Below are 24,217 nucleotides of genomic sequence, written 5' to 3'. Positions count from 1 at the left end.
GTCAGAAGTTCAGGTTCATCGTGTTGCCGTCACCGATCTGCACACCCTTCGAATCGGTGACCGTGACGTTGTACTTCCCCGCGCGAGCGCCGTCCGGGTCCACCTCGCGCAGCACGGCCCGCGCGGCCTCGACCACCTCTTCGGTCACCTCGGCCGAGGACAGCTCCTCCGCCAGCTCGTCGGGGTCTTCCGGCAGCTCGTCACGCCCGACGAGGCGCAGCACGCCGGACTTCAAGCCCGCGTACGCGTCCTTCACCGCCGCTGTCGCCGTTTCCTTCGCACCCGCGGCCGCGCCCGCCGCCAGCGCGGTCACCACCAGCTCCACAGCCTCGATCGCCACCGCACACTCCCGCCGTCGTTTCCCCGGAGGAGTCTCCCGGAGCCGGACCGGTGTTACCGATCCGGCGGGTCACCACGAGAGCTCTTGGCACCGCCGGGCGCACTGCGGCGCCTCGACCTGCAGCGTCGCGTGCTCGATCGCGTAGCGCGACGCCAGCAGGTTCTGCGCTTCGGTGAGCACGTCCGACTGCTGCGCGGGCGGCGCGAGGGTCAGGTGCGCCGAAGCCACCTCCATGCCCGACGTCAGCGTCCAGACGTGCAGGTCGTGCACGTCCGCGACGCCCGGCAGCGCGGCCAGCTCGGCGTTGATCGCGCCGACGTCGACGCCCTGCGGCGCGTGCTGGAAGAGGATGCGCAGCGCGCGGCGGGCCAGCGTCCACGTGCGGGGCAGCACGAACAGCCCGATCGCGACACCGATGATCGGGTCGGCGTAGCGCCAGCCCGTCAGCAGCGTCAGCGCGCCGCTGACCAGCACACCGACCGAACCGATCAGGTCGGCCAGCACCTCGAGGTACGCGCCGCGGACGTTGAGGCTCTCCTTCGCGCCCGAGCGCAGCACCGCGAACGACACGATGTTGGCCGCGAGGCCGGCGGTCGCGGCGAGCAGCACCGGCAGGCCGGGCACCGCCGGCGGGTCGCTGATCCGGCCGATCGCCTCGAACAGCACGTACCCCGCGACGCCGAACAGCAGGACGGCGTTGGCCAGCGCGGCCAGCACCTCGGCGCGGTAGAGCCCGAAGGTGCGGCTGACCGTGGGGCCGGAGCGCCGCGCCAGGACGATCGCGGCCAGCGCCATGCCGACCCCGAGCACGTCGGTGAACATGTGGGCCGCGTCCGAGATCAGGGCCAGCGAGCCGGTCGTGAAGCCGACGACGAACTCGAGCACCATGAAGCCGGCGCCGATGGCCAGGGCGATGGTCAGGCTCCGCACGTACCGGCCCGACGCGCTCGCCGGCGCGCTCGTGTGCCCGTGTCCGTGGCCGTGTCCCATTCCGCCTCCGTTCGCGGTGCGCTGTCGAGGCCAAACATATAGTCGGATGCGCATATGTGCAATAGAGGGCAGCCTAAGTTCACTCTCCCGAAAGCTACTCCGCGGGCGAACGGCGACCAATCCACCAGGCGGGGTTTCCCGCCAGGCGGACCTGTCACGCTTCGACGTCGACCATGCGCGTCAGCAGGTCGCGCAGCTGAACGCGGTCCGCGGGGTCGAGCGCGGCCAGCGGCTCGGCGGCGAAGCCCAGCGACCGCCGGAAGTTCCGGCCCAGCACGGCGCCCGCGGGCGTGGCCACGATGTTCTTGATCCGCCGGTCCCGCTGGTCCGCCCGGCGCTCGACGAGCCCACGCGCTTCGAGCCGGTCGATGATCCCCGTCACGTTGGACCGCTCGGAGTTCAGCTTCTCGGCGATCCGGTGCATCGGCAGCGGCTCGTCCAGCGCCTGGAGCACCTTGGCCTGGACCGTCGTCAGCCCCTGCGCGGCCGCCGCGGACTCGTAGGAGTCGACGAACCGGTCGACGATCCGCGCGAGCAGGGCGACGACCTCGTCGGTGATCGGGTCAATGGTCATCGACCTAGTGTAAGCCGATAGTTGACTGCATGAACCATCCATGCCTATAGTCGTTTTAGTTCACTACATTAACCATAACCCACCTGAACCACATCGAGGTCCCGCCATGAGCAGCACCCGCGTCGCCCTGATCACCGGCACGTCCACGGGCATCGGCCTCGCCACGGCCGTCCAGGCCGCCCGCGCGGGCTTCACCACGGTCGCCACGCTGCGCGATCCCGCCCGGGCCGACCGCCTGCGCGAAGCGGCCGCCGAAGCCGGCGTCGAGCTGGACATCCGCCCGCTGGACGTCACCGACGCCGCGTCGGTGCGGGCTGCCTTCGAGGGCGTCCTGGCCGACTACGGCCGGCTCGACGTCCTGGTCAACAACGCCGGGGCGGGCCACGTCGGCACGATCGAGCAGGAGCCGGTCTCCGCGGTACGCGCGACCATGGAGGTCAACTTCTTCGGCGTCGTCGAGACGACGAAGGCCGCGATGCCGGCGTTGCGCGCGAGCGGCGGCCGCGTGCTCACGGTGACCAGCATCGGCGGCGCCGTCGGCCAGCCCTTCAACGAGGCCTACTGCGCGGCGAAGTTCGCCGTCGAGGGCATGATGGAGTCCCTCGCGCCGGTCGCGGCGGCCCAGGGCGTCACGGTGTCGGTCATCGAGCCCGGCGCGGTCGCGACCGAGTTCGTCAGCAACATCGGCGTCGACGAACGGCTCTTCGCCGAAGCGGGCCCCTACGCGGAGTCCCTGCGGAAGTACATCGCGAACGTCTCGAACTCGTTCGAGGGCGCGCAGACGGCCGACGAGGTCGCTGCGGTGATCCTGGCCGCGATGACGGCGGACACGCCCGCGTTCCGCATCCAGACGTCGAAGCAGGCCGAGGAGTTCACGGGGCTCAAGTTCGCCGACCGCGACGGCTCGGCCGTGCAGCGCCTGACCACCGGCTGGCTCGCCTAGCGCACCAGCCGGAAGAACCCGCGCACCTGGTCGACGAACAGCCCCGGCTGTTCGAGCGCGGCGAAGTGCCCGCCGACGGGCAGCTCCTCGAACCAGCGCAGGTCGGTGTAGCGCTGTTCGGCCTGCCGCCGCGACGGGCGCACGATCTCCTTGGGGAACACCGAAACCCCGGCCGGGACGTCCACAGTGGACTGGACGGTTTCCCGGTTCTCCCAGTACATCCGCGCCGACGAGGCCGCCGTGGCGGTGAACCAGTAGACGGAGATGTCGTCGAGGATCTTCCGGCGGTCGACGGCGTCTTCGGGGTGGCCCTTGTTGTCGGTCCAGGCCCAGAACTTCTCGGCGATCCAGGCGGCCTGGCCGGCCGGCGAGTCGGTCAGGCCGTAGCCGAGCGTCTGCGGCCGGGTGCCCTGCTGACCGGAGTAGCCGCTGCCGGTGCGCCGGAACTCCTCGAGGTCGGCGAGGGCCTGACGCTCCCGCGGCGTCGCGTCGTCCCGGTCCAGCCGCACGGGCGCGAAGTTGACGTGCACGCCGGCGAGCCGCTCGGGCGCGACGGAGGCGAGGGCGTTGGTGATGGCGGCGCCCCAGTCGCCGCCCTGCGCGCCGTAGCGGTCGTAGCCGAGCTCCCGCATGAGCTGGTCCCACAGCGAAGCGACGCGCGGGATCTTCAGCACGGGCTTGTCACTCCACCCGAACCCGGGCAGCGACGGCACGACGACGTGGAAGGCGTCGGCGGGGTCGCCACCGTGCGCGGCGGGGTCGGTGAGCGGGCCGAGGACGTCGAGGAACTCGAGCACGGACCCGGGCCAGCCATGGGTGAGCACGAGCGGCAGCGCCCCGGGTTCAGGCGAGGTGAGGTGCACGAAGTGCAGCCCGACCCCGTCGATTTCGGCCCGGAACTGCGGGAAGGCGTTGAGCCGCGCGGCGAACCCGAAGTCGTACTCCTCACCCCAGTCCCGGCAGAGCTCCCGGACGTAGGCGAGCGGCACCCCCTGAGACCAGTCCCCGACGGTCTCGCGCTCGGGCCACCGAGTCCGCCGAAGCCGCTCCCGCAGGTCGGCGACGTCGAGCTCGTCGAGAGACACCTGGAACGGCTTGACCATCTCGGCTCCTTCGGGCGGGGCCCACCACGCTAGCGACGCCCCCGCGAAAGGATCAACTTCATCGCCTTGACCTGCGGGTTCGTGGATGTGACCACCTGCGCGCGGGGGTGCCGGGAGATGCGCTAAGCTTTCGGAGTCGCCCAGCGATGGGCCCTCGTAGCTCAGGGGATAGAGCACTGCCCTCCGGAGGCAGGTGTCGCAGGTTCGAATCCTGCCGAGGGCACCGCAAGGATGGGAACGGGAGAGATGTCGGACATGACATCCTCCCCCTTCTTGTTTTCACGGTTTCGCCGTTCGAGCCGCCTGTCTCGGTCGAACGGCAAGATGGTGGCTTCGTGGGCAGCCTGGCGTGCCGCCGCGACAGTCGGTCCGAGCAAGGTGACCGTGCACTTCACCCGGTTGGTGCTCTTGCAGTAGCGGAGTTCGAGCCGGAGCGCTTCGAACAGCCGCCGGGCGACGTCCTCCGGTAGCTCCTCTACCTGAACCTCCCCCATTGGCAAGGCGTCAAGCAGGTCGGGGTTGACTGTCTGCTGATTCTGCTCTTCGGCTTCGGCGAGCTGAGCTTCGAGCTGACCTTTGCGTTTGTGAAGAGTGTCGCGCTCGTCGTTGACCTCGTCGACGAGGTCCTTGGTCGGCCTGTCGAACAGAGCCAAGCTGCGGACGAGGTTCTTGATCATGCGCGTGGTGTCATCGATCTCCCGGCGCAAGGCGTCGATGCGCTGCTGCCGCTCCTGCTTCGCGGCGGCACCGAGTTCTCGGGCGGTGTCGCCCAGCAGACTGCGACGGTAGCTCCCGAAGATGTGAGCCGACAGGAACTCGTTGAGCTTGGCGACGATCGCGTCTTCGCGGATCCAGAAGCTGCCCGCGGCGGGGTGCCCCTCCGGGACGTAGCCCTTCTTCGGCGCGCACACGTAGTAGGCGTGCCCACGGCGGGTCTTGCCGTTCATGCGTCGGCCGCAGCCGCCGCAGAACAGGTAGGTGCGCAACAAGTAGCTGCGTTTGGTCTGAGGATGCTTGACGTTGGTGTTGCTGGTGCTGCGGGACCCGAACCGGTGTTTGCTGATTTCCTGGGCCTGCAGCCAATCCTCCAACGTGACGAGAGCTTCGTGAACCGGCTGCGCGGACCAGATCCACTCCTCGACAGGATTGAACTGGTTGCCGCGGGACTTGCGGCCGCGCACGTTCCACACCATGTGCCCGGTGTACTTCGGATTGGTGAGGACGTCGCGCACGTTCGAGGAAGTCCAGTGGCCGACAGCGCGTTTCGGGTCGACCGGAACCGGCGGTGGGTAGGTGGCGGGGTCGCGGTTGAGCCGGTCCGCGATCGCCTGGTAGCCGAGGCGTTCAGTGATCCGCCAGTGGTACGCCTTCCGCACCGCGGGCGCCTGCGCGGAGTCGACTTCGAGGAACGTCTTCTTGGCGCCCTTGGCACGCTTGGCAGGGACCGGGTGCGGGACGTGCCGGGCGCGGTAGCCGTAGCAGGGCTTGCCGATGTTGTAGCCGGCCTCGGTGTGGACGGCGTAGCCGTCCCACGACTTCTCCAGCATGTCGACGACGTAGAACTCGGACAGGGTCTGCTTCACGCGCCGCGTGAGCAGCTGGGTGGCCCGCTTGGGTTTGCGTCCGTCCACCAGCCCGAGCTGGAACGGTTCGTCGGAGGCCAGGAGGCGCACTCCGGCCTGTTCCAAGCGGTGCTCGATGGTGGTGCTGTAGTACATGTGCCGGGCAGCTTCGCTGCGACGACCTCGCGGATGTCGCGTACGGCAGGCACCGTAGCGAACGCCCCTGCTTCCCGGTGGAAGTCCCGGAGCTTGACTCGACTCGGCCGTACGTCCACGGCGCAACGTCAGGCAGGGCCATGCCGATCAGCTCGGCGGCGCGTTCCGGCTCGCGGGTGATCAGGTGGGCGCGAGCGAGCCCCACGAGGTCGAAGGCGCGGTTGCGGACCCGATCGGGATCGCGCAGGGCGATCGCGCAGCCGATGCAGTCCTGGGCGTGGGCCGCGTGCAGGGGGCGTGTCGGGATAGGTCGCGGTGGCGGGCGCCGATGACACCCATCAGCTCGGCTTCGTCCAAGCTCCGGACCGAGGGGGTTGCTGCGTCGCCGTCCCGGAGCCCCTCGCTGAAATAGTCCTCGGCAAGCCGGACGGACCGCCGGAACGCGGGCGCGTCACCGAGTTGGGCGTGCGCCCATGCCTCGCGGGTGGCCAGGACAGCGCGCAGCCGTGGGCTGGCCGTCCGGCGCGTGGCGTACTGCGCCAGCTGCACGACCTCGAGACCGTCGGCCGGCCGGTCGAGGGCAAAGCACTGCCTGGCCAGCGAGGCGAGAGCGACCGCGGCCAGGGCGTCATCGCCGGCGACGTGGGCCAGCTGAGCCGCCAGCTTGAAGTAGCGCCGCGCCGTACGCAGCTTCCTCCGGCCGAGCCGAGCAGCGGATGTGGGCGTACTGCGTGACCGAGCGGGCCAAGAGCCCCACGCCGACCGGCGCGGAGCTGGATCGGATCGCGGGCACGAACAACCACAGCCGCAAGGTACTGCGCAGGTGGAGGCAGGCCGGGCACCTGGTGCCCGTCCGGTCCGGTGCTCACTTCCCGGCTACCCCGCCGGAACCCCGGCCCGGCCCCGGCTGCGGCAACCGAAGAGACCAAGCTCGTTTTCCTCCCGGGGCGTAGACTGCCTGCGGCGCCCCAGCCCCCGGCGATCCTGTTTCCCCGTTACCGGCTGCGTCAGCCGGCGACCGAACCGGACATGAGGGCACGATGGTGGGGCGCGTGGCGGCGGTCGGTCTGCTCGGTCCTGCTTGCGCCTTGGCCACGATCGGTGCGCTGGCCCTGCCGTGGGACGTCCTGGCCGGCTGGCTGCTGCTCGGCGGCAGCGCCGGGCTGCTCGTGGCTTTCGTCGTCCCGCTGCTCGCGCGCGGCGATGCCGGGAGGAGCGGGCCTGAGCTGCCGGTGGGCCTGGCGACCGCCGCGGCGTTCGTTCTGTTTTGGCTGATCGTCGCCGGCCTGCGGACAATCGTGGGTGGTGGCCTCACGGTGGCGATCGTGGTCCTGTTCGTCGTGGCCGGCTTGGGTGCCGGTTACCGTTACCTGGCCACGTTGCCCGCTGCGGCCGAGCCGGCCGGATCTTCGGTACCACGGGCCGTCCCGGTGGCCGAGATGGCGACCGACGAGTTGTGCCTGGCTTGGCGGCGCAGCTACTTCCTCCTGCTCCTCGCCGCCGATCTGCAGGCGCGTCGGCTCGTCGTCGAGCGCCGGCAGGTCTTCCTCGACGAAATCGAACGACGGGACCGCAGCGGGTTTCTCCGCTGGCTGGCCGACGGCGCCCGGGCCGGCGGTGATCCCGCTCCGTACCTGACCACCCGGACCTGACCGACCGAAAGGCTCACCATGGCGATGGTCGACGGCGCGCTTCTCGCTTCGGCGATGTCAGGTGATCGCGCCGCGACCGAGGCGCTGCTGGGCTGGCTGCGCCCGGGTGTGCTGCGGTACTGCCGGGCGCGCCTGGGAAGCCGGTGCTACCGGGACAGCGACGCGGACGACTGCGCGCAGGAGGTGCTGCTCGGTGTGCTCGGTGCGCTGCCGGGTTATCGCTACGGTGCTGCCCAGTTCATGAGCTTCGTCTACGGCGTCGCGTCGCACAAGGTCGTCGACGCTCACCGCCGCCGGGAAAGCGATGCGAGCCGCCCGGTTTCGCAGTTCGCCCCGCTGACTTCCGACCGGCCGGGGCCGTTGCGCCAAGTCGAACACCTCGAACTGTGTCAGCGGATCGGCTTCCTGCTGGCCCTGCTGGGGCCGGAACAGCGCGATATCGTGGTGCTACGGGTCATGCTCGGCCTGTCCGCCCGGGAGACGGCTGCCACGCTCGGCGTCGCCAGTTCGGGCGCCGTACGCGTGAGCCAGCACCGCGCTCTCACCACGTTGCGCCAGCATCTTGCCGCACCGATCCGGTGACGCGTTCACCCGGCAACGGTGTCGCTTTCAGGACACCTTCGGCAAAAGCCGCTCTCTCGTCGAGATCGTGGCCGGGCGGCTGAAATCGCCCGGGCCGGCCTCCGCTCAGCGGCCGGTCCCATCCGGCAGGGCCGGGTAGACCGCCAGCACCTGGTCCGCTTTGGTGAGAGTGATCATTCGCAAAGGCTCGCCGGCTGCGAGCACTCTCAACCTTGTGCGGTCCTCGGCGGCGCGCCGGGCATCGAGCAGGACGTGCAGGCCGGTCACGGACAGGAAGCCCACCCCCGTCAAGTCGATGACGACGTCGGCCGGCTGCTGGGCGACGGCGGCCGTGATCACGTGGGCCAGTTGTGGCCCCGTGCGCAGGTCGACGGTGCCCTCGGCGATCACCACCGGCACTACGCCGAACCGGCGCACCGACAGCACCAGGTCTTCCCGGAGGCCGTCCGGTCCGCCGGGATCGGAATCGCGACGTGTCACGCGGATATTTTCGCCCGGGCACACGGTGTGGCGCACCCCCGACGCGAGGTTTTAAATGCGGCTTGCGGAGGCGAGTGTCGCCCACACCACCTTTCCGCCCGACCAGCGCCGGCTGCTTCCCCACGCCGTCGCGGTTTGGGTGACGATCCGCAGGCCGATGCCCGGGTCGCGCAGGCCGGATCGCTCCAGGAGGATCGCCGGACCGGCGTGCTCGTCGGCGACAGCGATGGTGAACAGGCCCCGGCGCAGATCGAGCCGCACGTCAGGTGCGGACCTGGTGTGCCGGAGCGTGTTGTCGACGAGCTCGCCCACGACCAGGAGCCCGTCGTAGGCCAGCTCGGGCACGCCCCAATCCGTGATGCGGTCCCGGAGGAACGTGCGAGCGAGCTCCGGCGCGTCCTCGGTGCGGGGGAACTTCCGCTGGGCCCATCGGCGGGTGGGGATCTCCTGGCTGTTTTCGGCGGTCTCGACGTCGTCACAGACCGCGACAAGGCGGTCGGTGCCGTGGCCGTGGAAGGCGTGCAGATGCACCCGCTGACGGGTGACCAGGGTGAACGGGATGCCAGGCCAGTGCCCGATCCGGCGGGCGACCAGGGGGAAGACGGCGGCGGGGGACAGTGCGTCGATGACCAGCCCGTCGACGTCGGCGATCAGCCCGGGCGGGCCGTCGGCGGCCACCTTCAGCAGGCCGTCACGCAGAAACCGGTAACCGGAGAGGTCGAGTTCCCCGGTGACGGTGACCAGGGTGCTGGCGAGCCGAGGAGCAGGCGCCAGGGTGATGCCGACGGCGATCACGGCACCGGTTCGGCGGCACGCCCCCGCCGCTTCCGATTACCCGTCACGGGTGGCGCCGCCATACCGGCCCGGACTCCCGGGGATCGCGCACTTCGGCGATCGGGTGTCCCCGCCGGTTCGGCAGCAGGACGGCCCAGACGACCTTGCCGCCGGCCCAAGACGGGCTGCATCCCCAGCAGTGTGCGGTCTGGGCGACCAGCCGGAGTCCGAGACCGTTCTCTCTGGGGCGCTCGCGCAGGACTGCCCGCCGCGGGTCGTCGTCGGCGACCGCGATGGTGAAGGTGTCCGGGCGCAGCTCGAGCCGCAGCCGGGGGTGCGATGTCGTGTGCAGGATCGCGTTCTCCACCAGCTCGGTCGCGACCAGGAGAGCGTCGTCGACGTGCCGGCGCACGTTCCACTGCGCGCAAGTCCGGCCGACGAACGCCCGGGCGATCGCGGAGGCGTGCGGCGATGCGGCCAGCAGCTGCACCGCCCGCCGGCGGGAAGGGCGCTCGCGTGCCTGTTCGGCCGCGAGGACGTCGGCGTGGACCGGCACCTCCGCTCCGCGCGCCGCCAGCTGGGCCACGTGATCCGCGCGGTCGGTGACCACCGCGAACGGAAGCCCGGGCCAGTCGCCGATCCGCAGCGCGATGACGGTGAACACACTCATGAGGCTGTCGTCGTCGACGTCGAGACCGTGAATGTCGGCGATGACGCTCTCCGGCGCGTCCGTGGCCAGCTTGAGCACGCCGTCACGCAGCTCCCGATAGCCGGCCTCGGTCAAGGCGCCGGTCAAGGTCGCCACGGTCGACTCCGCCCGGTAATGCGGCACCAGGTGCAACCCGGTTTCACCGGTCATGTACCCGCCTCGCTCCCGCGACGCCACCCGCGGTCATCGGCCCGGGAGCGATGCTCTCCCGACACGCCGTCGGCGGCTTCCAGGCCGAGCACGGCGAGCAGCGAAGCGCAATCTTCGGCGTCGCTTGCGGCTGAGGCGACCAGCCGGGCACCGCGATACCGCTGTTCGGGCGTGAGCGCCATGGCGCCGGTCTCTTCGGGTGGTATCGCGACGCGCCTCATCGGTTGCGCAACAGACACTGAGGCGCCGGTACCCCTGAATTCGTGGCGGTCACCAGTCACCACCACGAACGAGTGCGTTCACCGGATCTTCTCGGGGATCTCTTCGAGCGTCCGCAGCAAGCGGATCGCCAGCTTGCGGGCTTCTTCGGCCGACAGCGGCGAATTCTCCTTCACCGTGTTCTCGACGAGGTTCACCCGCTGCTCGTAACGGGACACGAAGTCCATGTCTGACCTTCTTCTCTCTCGATGACATCCGGTGGTGGGAGGTCCGGCTCGATCAGATCGGGAAAAGCACTTCGTCCCGAAGGACCGATGTCACCGCCGGGCGCGGCCGGACGGGTCGTACGCCCGCTTGCCGGGCGCGGCGGACCGGCGCTGCGGCAAGCGTTCGGTCTCGTCTCCGGAAGCGGGGGCCGGGGTGTACACCGGCTGGCGGAACAAGCTCCCGTACCGGCTGTCCTGGGGTGTGGTGAGCGTTCCGGGACGGGGTTGTTCCGCGATGGGATGGCTGAACAACGAGCTGTCCATGGTGGGAGTACTGATCAGGAAATCCTTTCGGGTACGCCGCCGGAGGGCGGCGTCGGAAGTGCGAGCGGCGGGCCGGGCCGCGGAACAGCTCACCGAGCGACGTGCCCGGGCTTCAGCGCGGCAGTAGTTCGGCGAGGGTGGCTTTCGGGTCCGACGGCATGTCGGTGCTCCCGTCCCCGGCCGCTGGCAGCGCCGGATTGGGGCCGAGGACGGCGCAGGTTCGACCACTTGCGCGCGAAATGCTCTCGGTCAACACCCAGCGTACATGACGGCCGCGCTGGGTGTGTTAAGACTGGGTTCTAGCAAAGGGGCCCTCGTGGACCAGCTCAGTCTCGGCGTCGTCGCGCGTTCCCGCAAGGAGAACGAACGGCGGCTACCGATCCACCCACACCACCTGGACCGGATCGACGCCGATCTCCGGAAGACCATCTACCTCGAACACGGGTACGGCGTACCTTTCGGGGTGCCCGATGAGCAGCTGGCGCGCGCGGTCGCGGGACTGCGCACGCGCGAGCAGCTCATCGCCGAGTGCGAGGTGGTCCTGTTGGCCAAACCGCTGCGGGAGGACGTCGCGGAACTCCGGGAAGGCCAGGTGCTGTGGGGCTGGCCGCACTGCGTGCAGGACGCCGAGCTGACCCAGCTGGCCATCGACCGGCGGCTGACCGTGATCGCGTTCGAAGCCATGAACCACTGGCGGAGTGACGGCTCGTTCGGGCTGCACGTCTTCCACAAGAACAACGAACTGGCCGGCTACTGCTCGGTCCTGCACGCCCTGCAGCTGATCGGCTCGACCGGCGACTACGGCCGCCGCTTGCGGGCGGTGGTGATCGGCTTCGGCGCGACCGCGCGCGGCGCGGTGACCGCGCTGAACGCCCACGGAGTCCACGACGTCGAAGTCCTCACCGCCCGCGGCCTCAGCGCGGTCGGCTCACCGATCCATTCCGCGACGATGGTCCACTTCGACCACGACAAGAACCACCCGGGCGACCCTCGCCGCAGCCACGCACACACCAGCCACGGCCGGGTGCCGCTGGCCGGGTTCCTCGCCGAGCACGACATCGTCGTCAACTGCGTGCTCCAGGACACCGAAGCGCCGCTGACCTTCCTCATCGAGGACGACCTCGCCGCGTTCACCCCCGGCAGCCTCATCGTGGACGTCTCCTGTGACGAAGGCATGGGCTTCAGCTGGGCGCGGCCCACCACGTTCACCCGGCCGACCTTCCAGGTCGGCCACGGCGTCACCTACTACGCCGTCGACCACAGTCCCTCCTACCTGTGGAACTCGGCGACCTGGGAAATCAGCGAAGCGCTGCTGCCGCACCTGCGGACAGTCCTTTCCAGACAGTCCACTTGGGACGAAGACGAAACGGTGGGACGGGCCGTCGAGATCCGGGACGGCACGATCCGGAACCCCGCGATCCTCTCTTTCCAGCAACGCGCCACGGAATACCCGCACGTGCTGCGGCTCAAGGCACCGGAACCGTCCACCTGAGACAGGTACCACCGTCGGCCGGGCGTTCGAGCCGCAACGACCCGCCCGCTTCCGCGGCCCGCCGCTCGAGGTTGCGCAGCCCGCTGCGCGCCACGGCTTCCGGTATCCCGATCCCGGTGTCGTAGACCTCGACGACCAGGTCCCCGGCCACGGACACGGTGACCGCCAGCTCCGCGGCACGCGCGTGCCGCAGGACATTGCTGACCGCTTCGCGCACCACCGCCTCGGCGTGCTCGGCCAATCCGGCGGGCACCCGGTCGAACGCTCCGGACAGCCGCACTGTCGTGCGGATCGCCGAGTCGGCGGTCGTCTCGGTGATCGCGTTCTGCAGGCGGGCCCGCAGGCCCCACCCGGCTCCCGGCCGGGCGTGCAGGGCGAAGATCGCGCTGCGGATCTCTTCGATGACGTCCTGGAGCTGGTCGATGTGCTGGGTGAGCCGGGCGGTGACCGCGGGCGAGTCCGTCCGGCGGCGGGTGCCCTCGATGCCCATGCCGACCGCGAACAGCCGCTGGATGACGTGGTCGTGCAGGTCCCGGGCGATCCGTTCGCGGTCCACCACGACGTCGAGCTCGCGGCGGGCGGCCTGGCTTTCGGCGTCCCGCAACGCCAGCGCGGCCTGGTCGGCGAAGGCGGACACGAGCTGGAGCTCGTGCTCGTCGAAACCCGGTGCGCCGGAAGCGCGGATCGTCAGGAGCACGCCCGCGGTGGACTCGCCGGAGCGCAACCGCACCGCCAGCGCCGGCCCGAGGTCCGTGCCCAGGCCGTACGCCAGGTTCGGGACGTTGCGCGGGACGTGATCGCGCAGCACCGCACCCGAGGTCGACTCGTCGAGCGGGATCCGGCGGCCGGTCAGTTCCTCGGCGTCGGGGCCGGCGCACACCGTGACGACCAGTGCCCCATCGGGCGGCACGGGCAGTGCGATGAGCGCGTCCTCGGCGCCGGTGAGTTCGGCGGCCCGGCTCGCGACCAGGCGCAGCACCGTGTGGACGTCGGTGCCGCCCAGGAGCTCGGCGGAGATCTCCCCGGTCGCTTCCAGCCACCGCTGCCTGCTCCGGCTCTCCTCGTAAAGCCGCGCGTTGTCCACCGCGATCCCGGCCGCCGCCGCCAGCGCGACGATCGCCCGTTCGTCGTCGGCGGTGAAGGCCTGCTCGCGGCCGAGGTGCAGCCGGCCGAGGACCGCGCCCCGGACCACGAGCGGGACGTCGAGGACAGCCGGCATCGGCGGGAGGCGGCGCGGGATGGCGTCGTCGATGCCCGTGGCGGCGAACCCGGTGGTCCGGCCGTCCTCGTCGAGCAGGGTCAGCGCGCCGCAGCGGACGCCGACCAGGCCGGCGGCGGCGGTGACGATCCGGTGCAGCGTGGTCTCGAGCTCCAGACCGGCGGAGAAGGCGAGCATGGCCGCCGGCAGCGCGTCCATCCGGTCCCGGCCCGACGTCGTTTCCCCGGGCATGCCACCACAGTGGCACGCCCGCCCGGCCCGTGGCGGGATCCGGGGGAACCGAACCACGTTCGCAACCGGCGACCTTCGCCCGGCCACGGGTGCCGTTCGGCCCTTGGCCCGCGCCGGTGTCCGGGCGGACGGTGGCGGGACAGCCAGGAACCCAGCAGTTCGGAGCCGTCCATGAAGACCGGTGTCATGCCCGTCGGGCACCTCAGCGCGAGCCAGATGCGATCCGTGCTCCTCGCGGCCACGGCTCCGCCGCCGCTGCGCCGCGGGCGGCCTTGGCGGTTCCAGTGCACGCCGGATGGTGTCGAGCTGTACGCGGATTCGCTCTCCACCGGTACCGACAGCGACCAACGGGAACGCATGCTGGACTGCGGGGCCGCCCTGCTGAACCTGCGGCTGGCGATCAAGGCGGAAGGCAGCCACGCCGACGTGCGGCTGTTCCCCACCGCGGACCGGCCCGATCTGCTCGCCGTCGTGCGGCCGAACGGCTACGAGACGATCGCCCCGGAAGACCGGGAACTCGTGGGGGCCATCGCCGGCCGGCAGAGCAACCGGCGCCCGTTCACCGCCGCCCTCGTCCCCGACGCGGTGCAGCGGGAGCTCCGGCGGGCGGCCGAAATGGAACGCGCGTGGCTGGCCACCATCACCGACGACCAGGTGCCCCAGCTGCGCGACATCATGCACCGCATCGAAGTCCCTCCGGCGCGGCCCGGCCCCGGTGGTGGGAACGACCTCGACGTCGAACCGGGCCGGCTGGTCGTGGTCATCGGCTCGCTGCGCGACACCACGCTCGGCCGGCTCCAGGCCGGCCAAGCCCTGCAGCGGGTTCTGCTGACCGCCACCGCCGCCGGGCTCTCGGCGGCGCTCTCCTCGCAGGTGATGGCGGTCCCGGCGACCCGGCGCGAGCTGCGGCAGCTGCTCGGCGGCGGGCTGTGGCCGCAGATCATGCTGCGTCTCGGTCACGGCACCGCCGTTCCGTCCCCCACGCAGACACAGCTCGAAGACGTCGTGATCAGCGACGCGCACCCGTTCGGCCGTTAACCGGCCGGACGCCGCTGCGCGCCGTGGATCCCGGTGACCAGAACCGCCGCCTGGGACCGGCGCTCCAGCCCGAGCTTCGCCAGCAGGCGGGACACGTAGTTCTTGACGGTCTTCTCGGCCAGAAACATCCGCTCGGCGATCTGCCGGTTCGTCAGGCTCTCCCCCAGCAGGTCCAGCAGCACCAGCTCCTGCTCGCTCAACCCCGCCAGCGGACCCGGTTCCCCGGTCTTCGCGCGCAGCTCGGCCACCAGCGCGGCGACCGCCCGGCCGTCCAGCAGGGTCTCACCCGATCCCACCCGGCGAATGGCGTCGACCAGCTGCAACCCCTTCACGTCCTTGATCACATAACCCTCGGCACCGGCCAGGACCGCGTCGACCATCGAATCCGAGTCGGTGAAGGAGGTCAGCATCAGGCACCGCAGGCCAGGCAGTAGCGCGCGCAGGTCGCGGCACAATTGCACCCCGTTGCCGTCGGGGAGCCGGACGTCCAGCACCGCCACGTCGGGGCGCAGCGCGGGCACCCTGGCCAGGGCTTCGGCCACCGACGAAGCCTGCCCGACGACGCTCAGGCCGGGTTCGTCGCCGACGAGTTCGGCAACCCCGCGCCGCACGAGTTCGTGGTCGTCGACCAGGAAGACCGTGATGACGGGCAGAGCGCGCTGCGGGCTGTCATCCACCACCCCAGGCTACGCCCGTCGCGCCGAAGGGCCCCCGGACAGAGGTCCCGCGACTCTAGGCCGCGGGGCGCCGGGCGGACCACGGTGGAGGAATGACACAGATCCAGCACCGGCCCGATCACCACCTCAAGACGGCCGTCACCGACGAACTCGCCTGGACCCCCAGTGTCAACGCCGAAGGAATCGCGGTGAGCGTCGACGGCGGTGCCGCGACGCTGGCCGGACACGTCGGCACCTATCCCGAGAAGGAAGCGGCCCTGCGCGCCGCGACCCGGGTGCACGGCGTGACCACGACCGTGGACCGGATCCTCGTCCGGCACGGCCACGCGACTCCGGCCGACGTGGATCTCGCCCGCGAAGCCATGGCCGTGTTCGACCGCCGCACGGTTCTCGTGCCGAAGAACTCGGTGCAGGTCGACGTGCGCGACCAGGTGATCACCCTGCGCGGGTCGGTGGACTGGCACCACGAGCGCGAAGCCGCCCGCCGGGCGGTGGCCGCGCTCCCCGGCGTCAGCGGAGTGCGGAACCTGATCACCCTGCGGCCCGCAACGGGAGTGACCGCGGCCGAGACCAAGGCACAGATCCTCGCGGCGCTGGCCCGGCACGCGCCGGGGTCCGCGCAGCACGTCGAGGTCGCCATCGACGACGGCCAGGTCACCCTGACCGGTGCCGTCCGCACCCCGGCCGAACGCCGGTCGGCCGAGCACACCGCGTGGTTCGCCCCCGGCGTGACCGCGGTCGACAACCAGGTGCAGCTCTCCGGCTGAGCCTCCGCCCCGGCACGAGTCGCGAATTCTGGAGCACGCCGAAGGCGAATCTCTCGCCGCCGCGGTCCAGCCGAAACCGGCCACCGCCGCGACCGGTCCCCGGACTCCGCGGTGTTCTGTCCGAAAAGGACAGCACACTGTGGACCCGGACCGCGCACCGGATCCGTGAGGAGACGTCATGACCACCGCCAGCCCGCCGGTACGACTCCTGCTCCCGGACGGCGAAGTCGCTCTCGACGCAGCTGTCCCACAGCTCCGGCGTTGAGGTGTGCGTGCAGCCGTTCCCGGATCCCGTCGTTCCCGGCGTGCGATCACCACCCCGGTCGCGGCGACTCCACCGTCGACGTCACCGCGGCACCTCGGTCGGCAGGCGGGGTTCGCGGTGCAGGAGTTCGAGCGCGTCGGTGTCCGCGACCGCCGGGAACTTCCGGTAGCTGTTGCGCACCGCGTGCAGCCAGGGCAGCGGGCGCAGGCAGACGAACTGGTCGACCTCGCGGGCGAGCCGGTCGAGGACGGGCGCCGGGGCGACCGGAACCGCCAGCACGATCCGGCGCACCTGGCGGGCGCGCAGGACGCGGATCGCCGTGTGCGCGGTCGTGCCGGTGGCGGCGCCGTCGTCGGCGAGTACCACCGTCCGGCCCGCGATCGGCACCGGCGCGACGTCACGCCGGTAGACGGCGACCCGCCGGGCCAAGCCGTCCCGTGCCCGGTCGGCGAGCCGGGTGAGCCCGTCCGCCGAGATGTCGAACCGGCGGATGGCGCCGTGGTCCCAGACGACCAGGCCGCCCTCTCCGACGGCGCCGAGCAGCACCGGTGGCGGTCCGGCGGCCTCGATCCGTGAGGTGAGCAGGATGTCCAGCGGCGCCCCGAGGACGTCGGCGATCTCGGCGGCGACCACGAGGCCGCCCTCGGACAGGCCGAGGACCACGGCGCGGTCGCCGCGCAGCGGGCGCAGGCGAAGGGCCAGTCGTTCGCCCGCCTCCCGGCGATCACGGAACCGCATAGGGCACTCCTGCCGTCGGGAGCCGGTCGGCCGTCTCCCAGCATGTCCGCACCGCGTCCGCGGGCGGGAGGGCTGTTGGTCACTCACCAGCGGACCGTTCGGCACCTTTCGCTCGACAGTCCACAAAGGATTGCTCAGCGCGGGCGGCTCACCGTCGAGGGCGCCAGCACGACCGTGGGTGCGAGGTCGCGGTCGGCCAGGGCGCGGGCCACGTCGCTGAGCCGGCGGTTGTTCCGCCGGGCGTAGCCGCGCAAGGCCGTGAACGCCGCGTCCATGCTCAGCTGCCCGCTGACGGCGAGCACGCCCTTGGCCTGCTCGATGATCACCCGGCTGTTCAACGCGGTCTGCAGCTGCTCGGAGAGGAGCTCGCCCTGGCGGAAGGCCCGTTCGTGGAGGATGCCGATGGTCGCGGTGTCGGCCAGCCCTTGCGCCAGTGCCACGTCGTCGGCCGACAGCTCACCCGGGGAGTGCCCGAAGAGGTTCAGCGCCCCTACCGTCTGCCGGCGCAGCCGCATCGGTACCGCGTGCACCGACGCGAACCCGTCCCTGGCCGCCTCGGCCGCGAACCGCGGCCACCGTGCCGCCGCCGCGGCGATGTCGGCCACCAGGACCGGAGTGCTGGTGGTGAAGCACTCGACGCACGGCCCCTCGTCGATGTCGAGCTGGAACAGCTCCAGCAGCCGTGCCTGTTCGGTGGACGAGGCCAGCACCTGCAGCCCGCCCCGCTCGTCGGCCAGCGTCAGCCCGGCCGCCGCGACGTCGAGCAGCTCCACGCACTGCACCACCAGCGTGTGCAGCAGATCCGCGACGTCGTAGTCGTCGACCAGCGTGTCCGCGAGTGCGACGAACGCCCGCGTCACCTGTCGTTCACGGTCGGGCATGCCCACCATCTCCTGAATCGTCAGCTGCCTTCATGGTGATCCTCACCGGAACTCCTCGTCCAATCGCAGCCGCCCGCCGACGATGTCGGCCGCAACTTCCCCCAGGGAACGCCCGTGGCCGAACGCGTAGGCCCGCAACCGGGCCAGCGCGGCCGAGGCGGGCAGGTCCAGGTGCGCGATCAGCATCCCGGTCGCCTGGTGCACCTCCCGGAACCGCATCCCCGCGCCTTCCATCCACCGCCCGTCACCGTCCAGCCAGCGCTCGCCCCCGTCCCGCAGCCCCGACAAGGCGAGCGCCGCGATGTCGGCCACCTGCAACGCCGTCGACAGGTCGGTGGCGTCAAGCGAGCCCGGTGTCGAGCGGTAGGTGTCGAGGGTCGCCACCCGCACCGCCCCGATCTGCACCGGGAACGTGAACAACGCGGCCACCGGCTGCGCCGCCGCCTCCGCGGCGAACACCGGCCACGCCGGCGGCGGCCCGGCGGCCAGATCGGGCACCAGAACCGGCCCGCCCGAGGTCTGGGCCTCGAAACACGGTCCTTCGCCGAGGGAAAACTGCAGCTCCGCCAGCGCCATGCTCACCGCGTCACTGGCGTAGACGATCTCGCGGTGCCCGGCGCCGGCCACCACCGACACCGCCGCTCCGTTGACCGGTAACAAGCGCACACACGCCCGGCACACCCGGCCGACGACGTCGACCCCGCTGCCGGGCCCAGCCTCACCCAGGGCGGCCAGCACGCTCGCGCGCAGGTCCTCGACCTCAGCCACCGCGAACCCACCACCGGCGAGCTCCGCGTTCCGGCATCCGGTTCCTTCCGGGTCGGTGCTCGTGATCGCCACACCAACACGGACACCGAGTCCGGATCAGCGCCGCTGCCGCGGCTGCGTGCACCGAGCGTACCCACCCGGCCATCAGGGCACCCGGCGAGCGGACCGGGTGCCCTGATGGCTTCACGTGGTCAGGGACGGCGCGGCATCGCGGCCGGCGTGCCTCGCCCCGGCGAGAATGTCCTCGGCACTGGCGTTGGTGTCCGGGTCAGCGGCCGTCCGCAGGGCGGCGGTGGCGTCGTCGCGTGCGGTGTCCGGCGCCACGACGAGCAGGATCAGGCGCCGCTGTTGCGTGCCGATGAGCGCGAGGGTGTCCGCCTGCATCGAGTGGAACCCTTCCAACCGGACGATACGGCCGTCCACCACAAGCTTGCGGTGGGCGATCTCCCAGCCGTCGCCCAGCGCGTAGCTGATCCGCTCGACGTCGCCCACCTGCTCGTGCACCGCCGCGAGGACGCCGGGGAACTCGGCGACGGCGTCGCGGGAGCGCGGCCACCACGCGCCGTCGACGTACCCGCCGCCGGCGGCCGGTTTCAGCTGCAGACGGACCTCGTCACCAACGGCGGTCACGACCGGCTCCGGTCCGGGGTCTCGACGAGCAGACCGCGTTCCGGCTTGCCGAACCCGCGGGGCGCCACGGAGTAGCCGGGGTTGAGCTTGCGGGCCAGGCGTTCGGGCTTGGGCCAGCGGACATCGTTGGCCCAGCTGACCTTTTCGAACAGCCAGATCAGGCGCGCGGACATGTCGAGCTGGCCGCGGCGGACGCCGTGGCGGGCGCCGGTCGGGTCGGCGTGGTGGGAGTTGTGCCACGACTCACCCATGGAGGCGATGGCCAGCGGCCAGAAGTTCGCGGACTTGTCGCGGGCGGCGTAGGGCCGGTCACCGATCAGGTGGCACAAGGAGTTCACCGACCAGGTGACGTGGTGCAGCACGGCCACCCGCACGAGGCTCGCCCAGAAGAACGCGGTCAGCGCGCCCCACCAGGACATCGTCACCAGGCCGCCGAGCACGGCCGGGGCCAGCAAGGTGACGACGGTCAGCGCCGGGAACCAGCGGTCGATCCGGGCGATGTCGCGGTCGGCGAGCAGGTCGGGGGCGAACCGCCGCGCATTGGTCTTCTCCCGGTCGAACAGCCAGCCCATGTGGGCGTGCCAGAAACCCTTCGCGAGCGCGGCGGCCGAAGTGCCGTAACGCCACGGGGAATGGGGATCACCCTCGCGGTCGGCGAAGGCGTGGTGGCGGCGGTGGTCGGCGACCCAGCCGATCACCGGCCCCTGCATGGCCATGCTGCCGGTGACGGCGAGCGCGATCCGCAGGCCGCGGTTCGCCTTGAAGGCGCCGTGGGTGAAGTAGCGGTGGAAGCCGATGGTGACACCCAGGCCGGTCAGGAAGTAGAACCCGATGGCCAGGGCAACGTCGGTCCAGCCGAGGCCCCAGCCCCACGCGAACGGCACCGCGGCGGCCAGCGCCAGCAGCGGCACGACCGCGAACAGCTTGACCAGGAAGGTTTCGGTGCGGGACTTTTCGCCCGCGAGCATCGGCTCCGCGGTGTTGGGTGGCCGTTGCAGCGTCTGTGTCATATCGATCGCTCTTTTCCGTGACGTATCTGGCCGCCAAGGTCCGGGGCGATCAAATTCCGGGTAGCCCGCTGACGGCGGCCTAAACCGGGGATGGTGGAGGTTGCCGGAACGTCCTGCCCGCCGCATGAGCGGAGCAACCAATATCTATAACGCACGAGCCGCCGGAATCGTTCCCGTACAGGTGCCCTTTCGAAGGCCGACCGGCCCGGGCCCATCCGGCACGCCCATTGGCGGCCCTCTAGCGTGGCGGTCATGGAACACCCCGAACCCGACGCCCGAACGCTCGAGCGCGCCCTCGGCGAGTACGTGCGGGCGGTGGCGTCCGTGGTCGGTGTCCCGGACGAAAGCACCACGGTGGAGATCAGCGACACCGCCACCGCCTACCTCGGGCTGCCGCTGCGGTGGCCCGACCGGCCCGGTCACGACGTCATGCTGGTTTGGAACGAACGCCGGGGGTGGTCCCTCGCGGTGGAAACCGACCCCGGCGCGGCCGCGGTCGTCCTCGCGCACCACGGCGACGACCTCGTCCCCACCCCGGACGCGGTGGCCCGGTTCGTCGCCGACACCGCCGCCGGCCGTCCCCCCGGCCAGGCGTCGGCCGGACCGGCTGCAGACGTGTCCCGCCGCGTGCTGGCCGAGCGGCTGCGGCCCTACCTCGGCGACGCCCCGAACGGCTGACCGCGGTCCGGCTCCCGTGGTTCTCCGCCGGCCCGCGGGGGGCATCCGCCCGGCGGTATGCTCGGAAAACAGCGCCCAGACCCCGCTCTCACCTCGACCGGCCTCATGCCCGGTCATCGCCAGGAGCAGGTTCTTCATGAATTCCCCCTCATCACCACGCGCTGATCCGCAGAGCGGCCCCGGGGCTTTTCCGGTGCCGTACGGGCTCCGCGTCGCGGCCGCGGTCTCGTGGCGCCTGCTGGTCGTGGCGGCGGCCCTGACCGTCCTCGGTTTCGTGGCCACCCGGCTGGCCTCGGTGGTCGTCCCGGTCGCGGTGGCATTGCTGCTCGCCGGGCTGTTCTCGCCCGCCGTCACCTGGCTCGCGGCCAGGAAGGTCCCGCGCGCACTGGCCACCGCGATCGTGCTGATCGTGGGCATCGCGCTGGCCGGCGGGATCGTGACGTTCGTCGTCATCACCGTCACCGTGGGCATGCCCGCGCTGATCGACCAGATCACCGTGAGCCTGACCGACCTGCACACCTGGCTGCGGACCGGCCCGCTGCACTTGAGCCAGGGTCAGCTCGACGACATGCTCGGCAACCTGACCGCCATGCTCGGCCGGAACAAGTCCGTGATCGCCTCGGGCGCCCTCACCACCGCGGTCACCGTCGGGGAGCTGCTCGCCGAAGCCCTGCTCACGGTGTTCTGCCTGATCTTCTTCCTCGCCCAGGGAAACCCGATCTGGGCGTTCCTCGTCCGGGGCGTACCCGCTCGGCTGCGCGAGCGCGTCGACATCGCCGGGCGCAGCGGGTTCACCACCCTGGCCCACTACGTCCGCGGCACAGCCGCCGTCGCGTTCGTCGACGCCGCCGGCATCGGCCTCGGTCTGGTGATCCTCGGGGTCCCTTTGGCGGCTCCGCTGAGCACGCTCGTCTTCCTCGGCGCGTTCATCCCCGTCATCGGCTCGGTGATCGCCGGCGGGATCGCCGTCCTCGTGGCCCTGGTTGCCAACGGAGTCTGGACGGCCGTCATCGTGCTCGCCGTCGTCGTCGGTGTGATGCAGGTGGAAAGCCATGTCCTGCAACCGCTGCTGCTCGGGCGGGCCGTCCGGCTGCACCCCCTGGCCGTCGTCCTCGCCCTCGCCGTCGGGCTCGTCACCGCCGGGATCGTCGGCGCCCTGCTGGCCGTCCCGCTGCTCGCCGTCTTCAGCTCGGGCGTGCGCAGCCTGACCACCCGGCCGGAGAACCGCTCGCCTGCGGGAGCCGACCATCCTGCCGATCCGGAGGACCATGCCCTGGGTTCCGGCGACCGATGACGTGCACGCCGCCGGGCGGGTGGTCTATTGAGGACAGTCAGAAGCCGGCGGCTTGGCCTGGCGCCGGACGGAGTCTCCCACCCCTGGGCAGCCGGTCGATGCCCGTCCGCCGAGCCTCCCTCCGGGGACAAGCGACGAGGTGGTGACTGATCAGCAACAGTGCTCGCCACGCCGGGCCTGCCTCGACCGCGGTTATCCCGTCGAACAGGAAGCGACCATCCGAGCGGCGCTCAACGCAATCCTCGGATCATGACTGCCGTCCTCGACACCTGGGATCGACAGCGGGCGCCACCAGCGGTTCGGCGTACACCGGGACACCGATCCGAGACCTCCCGGTAACCAATCACGGATGGCAAGTCGCACCTGCCGGCGCGTTCTCCAGCCGCACCACCGCAACAAGATCCCGCGACGTCACCGCGCCGACCCGAAGCTGCTTCCGCAGATTCTCCGCGGAGATCGGGCGCCGGTAACGCCGCCAGTGTTCGGCGTCCGCCTGCCGGGCGCGCTCGACGAGTTCCCCGCGGAGGTCGGCGCCTCCGCGTGCCATCGGTGCCTCGTGCTTGTCGCATTGCGGGTGTGCCGAATCCGGTACGTCCTGCTCGAGGCTGCCATTCACCAGGCTTCTGGGAGAAGACCCGGCTACCGGCGACGATCGCAGATCGGCACTCGCCGCGGCCAGCGCACGAAGGAGGCCCGGACCAGCTTCTGCCCAACCGATCAGCAGGAGCGGGCCGACCGAGTCGAACGCGGCCTTACCCCACTGACCAGCGAACACCGGGTCGGCGACGTTCAACAGCAGGGTCACGGCGCTCGCTGCTAGCAGCAGCCGCCGCGCCGACCGCAACACATCATCGCCGGCCCCGGACAGGGCCAGATGCCGCGTACCGACGAGCAAACCCAGCACCGTCAAGTCGACAGCGGGTGCCACCAGCGGCGCCACGAACACCGGCACCTGCAGCTTCAATGCCAGGTTCAACACATTCCCGAACCCGAATAGAAAGGTGAGGCCGATGACCAGCCCCATCGTGGTCGTGACGAACCTGGCAACTGCCTGCGAGCTGGCGTTCACGTCGAACTCCCGCCGGTGGCCGGAAGCTCGAAGCTCGCCTCGACCACCAGAGTGCCTACGTAAAGTCCCTGGTCAGACCCGTTCCCATCCTTCGGCAATCCTGCCGAGGGCACACTTACTTCTCGTTCCTCATCGGCGCGGCCGATTGTTCTCGACACCACCGGGCGGCGAATGTCGCGGTGGTAGACCCCGGCAGCGACGTCCCGCTGGGCCAGCACCAACGCCAGCGCTTCGGCGACGACCACCGATCGGTGCCGCCCACCCGAGCAACCCACCGTCACCTTGACCGTGTCGGGCCTCGCCACGATGACCAACGCCGCGATGGCCGCAGCCTGCGCTCTCACGAACTCGATCGCGCCCGGCCGCGTCAGGACGTTCACACGGACCGCGTGGTCACGGCCGGTTCCGTAGCGCAGTGCCGGGGGCACGTGGGGATCCCGCAGCAGCTCCCGCAGGTCGATCACCAGGTGCGGCGTGTCGACGACGAGTGGCCGGGCCGGCCGGTGGAGGAAGCCGAAGCTCTCGATCACCACCTGGGTGCGGACCATCGGCTCGGCCGGGACCGCCCGGAGACCGAACTCGCCCGCCGGCTCGGTGCCCGGCCAGCGGACGTCGAACAGGGTCAAGTCCAATTCGCACTCCTTGCCGGCACCGAGCGATATAGGTCGCTCGGCGAACTGTGAACGTAACCGCTCA

General features: G+C 71.0%; 27 protein-coding genes, 1 tRNA gene and 1 pseudogene. 9 read left to right on the top strand and 20 right to left on the bottom strand.

Going from position 1 to position 24,217, the window contains the following annotated elements:
• Position 1: 1 nt before the first annotated feature.
• From M8542_RS03070 to M8542_RS03060, 3 genes are all read right to left on the bottom strand, one after another.
• Positions 2–340: an RIP homotypic interaction motif-containing protein gene (locus M8542_RS03070; RefSeq protein WP_257918413.1), complete on the bottom strand. Its 339-nt coding sequence runs from the start codon at positions 338–340 to the stop codon at positions 2–4.
• A 69-nt stretch (positions 341–409) separates the two neighbouring features.
• The gene (locus M8542_RS03065) at positions 410–1,330 is read right to left on the bottom strand and encodes a cation diffusion facilitator family transporter (RefSeq protein ID WP_257918412.1); all 921 of its coding nucleotides are present in this window, start codon (positions 1,328–1,330) and stop codon (positions 410–412) included.
• 154 nt (positions 1,331–1,484) lie between these two features.
• Positions 1,485–1,904, bottom strand: coding sequence for a MarR family winged helix-turn-helix transcriptional regulator (locus tag M8542_RS03060; RefSeq protein ID WP_257918411.1), 420 nt, complete (start codon positions 1,902–1,904; stop codon positions 1,485–1,487).
• A gap of 106 nt (positions 1,905–2,010) precedes the next feature.
• On the opposite strand from M8542_RS03060, the gene M8542_RS03055 reads away from it, so the two are divergent.
• The gene (locus M8542_RS03055; RefSeq protein ID WP_257918410.1) at positions 2,011–2,847 is read left to right on the top strand and encodes an SDR family oxidoreductase; all 837 of its coding nucleotides are present in this window, start codon (positions 2,011–2,013) and stop codon (positions 2,845–2,847) included.
• Here M8542_RS03055 and M8542_RS03050 read toward each other — a convergent pair.
• A complete protein-coding gene (locus M8542_RS03050; protein WP_257918409.1) occupies positions 2,844–3,950 on the bottom strand; it encodes an epoxide hydrolase family protein in 1,107 nt (368 codons plus the stop codon). The two genes, M8542_RS03055 and M8542_RS03050, sit on opposite strands and share 4 nt — an antisense overlap.
• A gap of 150 nt (positions 3,951–4,100) precedes the next feature.
• Between M8542_RS03050 and M8542_RS03045 the strand changes: the two genes are divergently transcribed.
• Positions 4,101–4,173: transfer RNA gene (locus tag M8542_RS03045), tRNA-Arg, on the top strand.
• 679 nt (positions 4,174–4,852) lie between these two features.
• On the opposite strand, the pseudogene M8542_RS50565 reads toward M8542_RS03045, so the two are convergent.
• Positions 4,853–5,497 (bottom strand): annotated as a pseudogene (locus M8542_RS50565) (recombinase family protein); the annotation flags it as partial.
• A gap of 351 nt (positions 5,498–5,848) precedes the next feature.
• Complete coding sequence (locus tag M8542_RS50790) at positions 5,849–6,319, bottom strand: NsdA family TPR-like regulatory protein (RefSeq protein ID WP_504970524.1); 471 nt, start codon at positions 6,317–6,319, stop codon at positions 5,849–5,851.
• 401 nt (positions 6,320–6,720) lie between these two features.
• Between M8542_RS50790 and M8542_RS03035 the strand changes: the two genes are divergently transcribed.
• Positions 6,721–7,320 (top strand): hypothetical protein, encoded by a 600-nt coding sequence (locus tag M8542_RS03035; RefSeq protein ID WP_257918408.1) that lies wholly within the window; start codon positions 6,721–6,723, stop codon positions 7,318–7,320.
• 18 nt (positions 7,321–7,338) lie between these two features.
• On the top strand, positions 7,339–7,902 hold the full coding sequence (locus M8542_RS03030) for a sigma-70 family RNA polymerase sigma factor (protein ID WP_257918407.1): 564 nt from the start codon (positions 7,339–7,341) through the stop codon (positions 7,900–7,902).
• A gap of 105 nt (positions 7,903–8,007) precedes the next feature.
• On the opposite strand, the gene M8542_RS03025 is transcribed toward M8542_RS03030, so the two are convergent.
• From M8542_RS03025 to M8542_RS03000, 5 genes are all read right to left on the bottom strand, one after another.
• Positions 8,008–8,382 (bottom strand): STAS domain-containing protein, encoded by a 375-nt coding sequence (locus M8542_RS03025; protein WP_257918406.1) that lies wholly within the window; start codon positions 8,380–8,382, stop codon positions 8,008–8,010.
• Between the two features lie 51 nt (positions 8,383–8,433).
• On the bottom strand, positions 8,434–9,177 hold the full coding sequence (locus M8542_RS03020) for an ATP-binding protein (protein WP_257918405.1): 744 nt from the start codon (positions 9,175–9,177) through the stop codon (positions 8,434–8,436).
• Between the two features lie 43 nt (positions 9,178–9,220).
• On the bottom strand, positions 9,221–10,015 hold the full coding sequence (locus M8542_RS03015; RefSeq protein ID WP_257918404.1) for an ATP-binding protein: 795 nt from the start codon (positions 10,013–10,015) through the stop codon (positions 9,221–9,223).
• A gap of 299 nt (positions 10,016–10,314) precedes the next feature.
• Entirely contained in the window at positions 10,315–10,461 is a 147-nt protein-coding gene (locus M8542_RS03005; RefSeq protein WP_257918402.1) for a DUF6307 family protein, read from the bottom strand.
• 90 nt (positions 10,462–10,551) lie between these two features.
• A complete protein-coding gene (locus M8542_RS03000) occupies positions 10,552–10,764 on the bottom strand; it encodes a hypothetical protein (protein WP_257918401.1) in 213 nt (70 codons plus the stop codon).
• 316 nt (positions 10,765–11,080) lie between these two features.
• Here M8542_RS03000 and M8542_RS02995 point away from each other — a divergent pair, with 316 nt between their 5' ends.
• Positions 11,081–12,256 (top strand): N(5)-(carboxyethyl)ornithine synthase, encoded by a 1,176-nt coding sequence (locus M8542_RS02995; RefSeq protein WP_257918400.1) that lies wholly within the window; start codon positions 11,081–11,083, stop codon positions 12,254–12,256.
• Here the strand turns inward: M8542_RS02995 and M8542_RS02990 are convergent.
• Positions 12,231–13,706, bottom strand: a complete 1,476-nt coding sequence (locus M8542_RS02990; protein WP_257918399.1) for a sensor histidine kinase — start codon at positions 13,704–13,706, stop codon at positions 12,231–12,233. The genes M8542_RS02995 and M8542_RS02990 overlap by 26 nt on opposite strands.
• A 171-nt stretch (positions 13,707–13,877) precedes the next feature.
• On the opposite strand from M8542_RS02990, the gene M8542_RS02985 reads away from it, so the two are divergent.
• On the top strand, positions 13,878–14,744 hold the full coding sequence (locus M8542_RS02985) for a nitroreductase family protein (RefSeq protein ID WP_257918398.1): 867 nt from the start codon (positions 13,878–13,880) through the stop codon (positions 14,742–14,744).
• Here M8542_RS02985 and M8542_RS02980 read toward each other — a convergent pair.
• Complete coding sequence (locus M8542_RS02980) at positions 14,741–15,421, bottom strand: response regulator (RefSeq protein ID WP_308210232.1); 681 nt, start codon at positions 15,419–15,421, stop codon at positions 14,741–14,743. The two genes, M8542_RS02985 and M8542_RS02980, sit on opposite strands and share 4 nt — an antisense overlap.
• Positions 15,422–15,513: 92 nt before the next feature.
• On the opposite strand from M8542_RS02980, the gene M8542_RS02975 reads away from it, so the two are divergent.
• Positions 15,514–16,188: a BON domain-containing protein gene (locus M8542_RS02975; protein WP_257918397.1), complete on the top strand. Its 675-nt coding sequence runs from the start codon at positions 15,514–15,516 to the stop codon at positions 16,186–16,188.
• A gap of 346 nt (positions 16,189–16,534) precedes the next feature.
• On the opposite strand, the gene M8542_RS02970 is transcribed toward M8542_RS02975, so the two are convergent.
• The 5 genes from M8542_RS02970 to M8542_RS02950 all read right to left on the bottom strand — a co-directional run bounded on the left by M8542_RS02970 (position 16,535) and on the right by M8542_RS02950 (position 20,480).
• Positions 16,535–17,191, bottom strand: coding sequence for a phosphoribosyltransferase (locus M8542_RS02970; RefSeq protein WP_257918396.1), 657 nt, complete (start codon positions 17,189–17,191; stop codon positions 16,535–16,537).
• Between the two features lie 134 nt (positions 17,192–17,325).
• Positions 17,326–18,072 carry a GAF and ANTAR domain-containing protein gene (locus M8542_RS02965; RefSeq protein WP_257918395.1) on the bottom strand — a complete coding sequence of 249 codons (747 nt, stop codon included), beginning with the start codon at positions 18,070–18,072 and terminating at the stop codon, positions 17,326–17,328.
• 42 nt (positions 18,073–18,114) lie between these two features.
• Positions 18,115–18,840, bottom strand: a complete 726-nt coding sequence (locus M8542_RS02960) for a GAF domain-containing protein (RefSeq protein ID WP_257918394.1) — start codon at positions 18,838–18,840, stop codon at positions 18,115–18,117.
• Between the two features lie 183 nt (positions 18,841–19,023).
• Positions 19,024–19,470 carry a DUF5994 family protein gene (locus tag M8542_RS02955; protein ID WP_257918393.1) on the bottom strand — a complete coding sequence of 149 codons (447 nt, stop codon included), beginning with the start codon at positions 19,468–19,470 and terminating at the stop codon, positions 19,024–19,026.
• A complete protein-coding gene (locus M8542_RS02950; RefSeq protein ID WP_257918392.1) occupies positions 19,467–20,480 on the bottom strand; it encodes an acyl-CoA desaturase in 1,014 nt (337 codons plus the stop codon). The genes M8542_RS02955 and M8542_RS02950 overlap by 4 nt, the downstream gene beginning before the upstream one ends.
• Before the next feature lie 252 nt (positions 20,481–20,732).
• Between M8542_RS02950 and M8542_RS02945 the strand changes: the two genes are divergently transcribed.
• Both M8542_RS02945 and M8542_RS02940 read left to right on the top strand, forming a co-directional pair.
• Positions 20,733–21,158, top strand: a complete 426-nt coding sequence (locus tag M8542_RS02945; RefSeq protein ID WP_257918391.1) for a DUF6292 family protein — start codon at positions 20,733–20,735, stop codon at positions 21,156–21,158.
• A 193-nt stretch (positions 21,159–21,351) separates the two neighbouring features.
• Positions 21,352–22,452 carry an AI-2E family transporter gene (locus tag M8542_RS02940; protein WP_257918390.1) on the top strand — a complete coding sequence of 367 codons (1,101 nt, stop codon included), beginning with the start codon at positions 21,352–21,354 and terminating at the stop codon, positions 22,450–22,452.
• 343 nt (positions 22,453–22,795) lie between these two features.
• On the opposite strand, the gene M8542_RS02935 is transcribed toward M8542_RS02940, so the two are convergent.
• Positions 22,796–23,521, bottom strand: coding sequence for a hypothetical protein (locus M8542_RS02935; RefSeq protein WP_257918389.1), 726 nt, complete (start codon positions 23,519–23,521; stop codon positions 22,796–22,798).
• Positions 23,518–24,153 (bottom strand): RapZ C-terminal domain-containing protein, encoded by a 636-nt coding sequence (locus M8542_RS02930; RefSeq protein ID WP_257918388.1) that lies wholly within the window; start codon positions 24,151–24,153, stop codon positions 23,518–23,520. Before M8542_RS02930 ends, M8542_RS02935 begins: the two co-directional genes overlap by 4 nt.
• Between the last annotated feature and the right edge of the window lie 64 nt (positions 24,154–24,217).

Source organism: Amycolatopsis iheyensis, from assembly GCF_024703995.1.
In the GTDB taxonomy this organism is placed as follows: Bacteria; Actinomycetota; Actinomycetes; order Mycobacteriales; family Pseudonocardiaceae; genus Amycolatopsis; species Amycolatopsis iheyensis.
The sequence above is the reverse complement of the archived record's forward strand: the minus strand, read 5'-3'. Positions and strand labels throughout refer to the sequence as shown.

Bases quoted from the DNA above. Each gene is read 5' to 3' on its own strand.
- M8542_RS02970 (WP_257918396.1), bottom strand. From the start codon at position 17,191: ATGCGGTTCCGTGATCGCCGGGAGGCGGGCGAACGACTGGCCCTTCGC.
- M8542_RS03050 (WP_257918409.1), bottom strand. From the start codon at position 3,950: ATGGTCAAGCCGTTCCAGGTGTCTCTCGACGAGCTCGACGTCGCCGAC.
- M8542_RS02945 (WP_257918391.1), top strand. From the start codon at position 20,733: ATGGAACACCCCGAACCCGACGCCCGAACGCTCGAGCGCGCCCTCGGC.
- M8542_RS02950 (WP_257918392.1), bottom strand. From the start codon at position 20,480: ATGACACAGACGCTGCAACGGCCACCCAACACCGCGGAGCCGATGCTC.
- M8542_RS02975 (WP_257918397.1), top strand. From the start codon at position 15,514: ATGACACAGATCCAGCACCGGCCCGATCACCACCTCAAGACGGCCGTC.
- M8542_RS03060 (WP_257918411.1), bottom strand. From the start codon at position 1,904: ATGACCATTGACCCGATCACCGACGAGGTCGTCGCCCTGCTCGCGCGG.
- M8542_RS02990 (WP_257918399.1), bottom strand. From the start codon at position 13,706: ATGCCCGGGGAAACGACGTCGGGCCGGGACCGGATGGACGCGCTGCCG.
- M8542_RS02965 (WP_257918395.1), bottom strand. From the start codon at position 18,072: ATGCCCGACCGTGAACGACAGGTGACGCGGGCGTTCGTCGCACTCGCG.
- M8542_RS03005 (WP_257918402.1), bottom strand. From the start codon at position 10,461: ATGGACTTCGTGTCCCGTTACGAGCAGCGGGTGAACCTCGTCGAGAAC.
- M8542_RS03030 (WP_257918407.1), top strand. From the start codon at position 7,339: ATGGCGATGGTCGACGGCGCGCTTCTCGCTTCGGCGATGTCAGGTGAT.
- M8542_RS03055 (WP_257918410.1), top strand. From the start codon at position 2,011: ATGAGCAGCACCCGCGTCGCCCTGATCACCGGCACGTCCACGGGCATC.
- M8542_RS03000 (WP_257918401.1), bottom strand. From the start codon at position 10,764: ATGGACAGCTCGTTGTTCAGCCATCCCATCGCGGAACAACCCCGTCCC.
- M8542_RS03015 (WP_257918404.1), bottom strand. From the start codon at position 10,015: ATGACCGGTGAAACCGGGTTGCACCTGGTGCCGCATTACCGGGCGGAG.
- M8542_RS02985 (WP_257918398.1), top strand. From the start codon at position 13,878: ATGAAGACCGGTGTCATGCCCGTCGGGCACCTCAGCGCGAGCCAGATG.
- M8542_RS03065 (WP_257918412.1), bottom strand. From the start codon at position 1,330: ATGGGACACGGCCACGGACACGGGCACACGAGCGCGCCGGCGAGCGCG.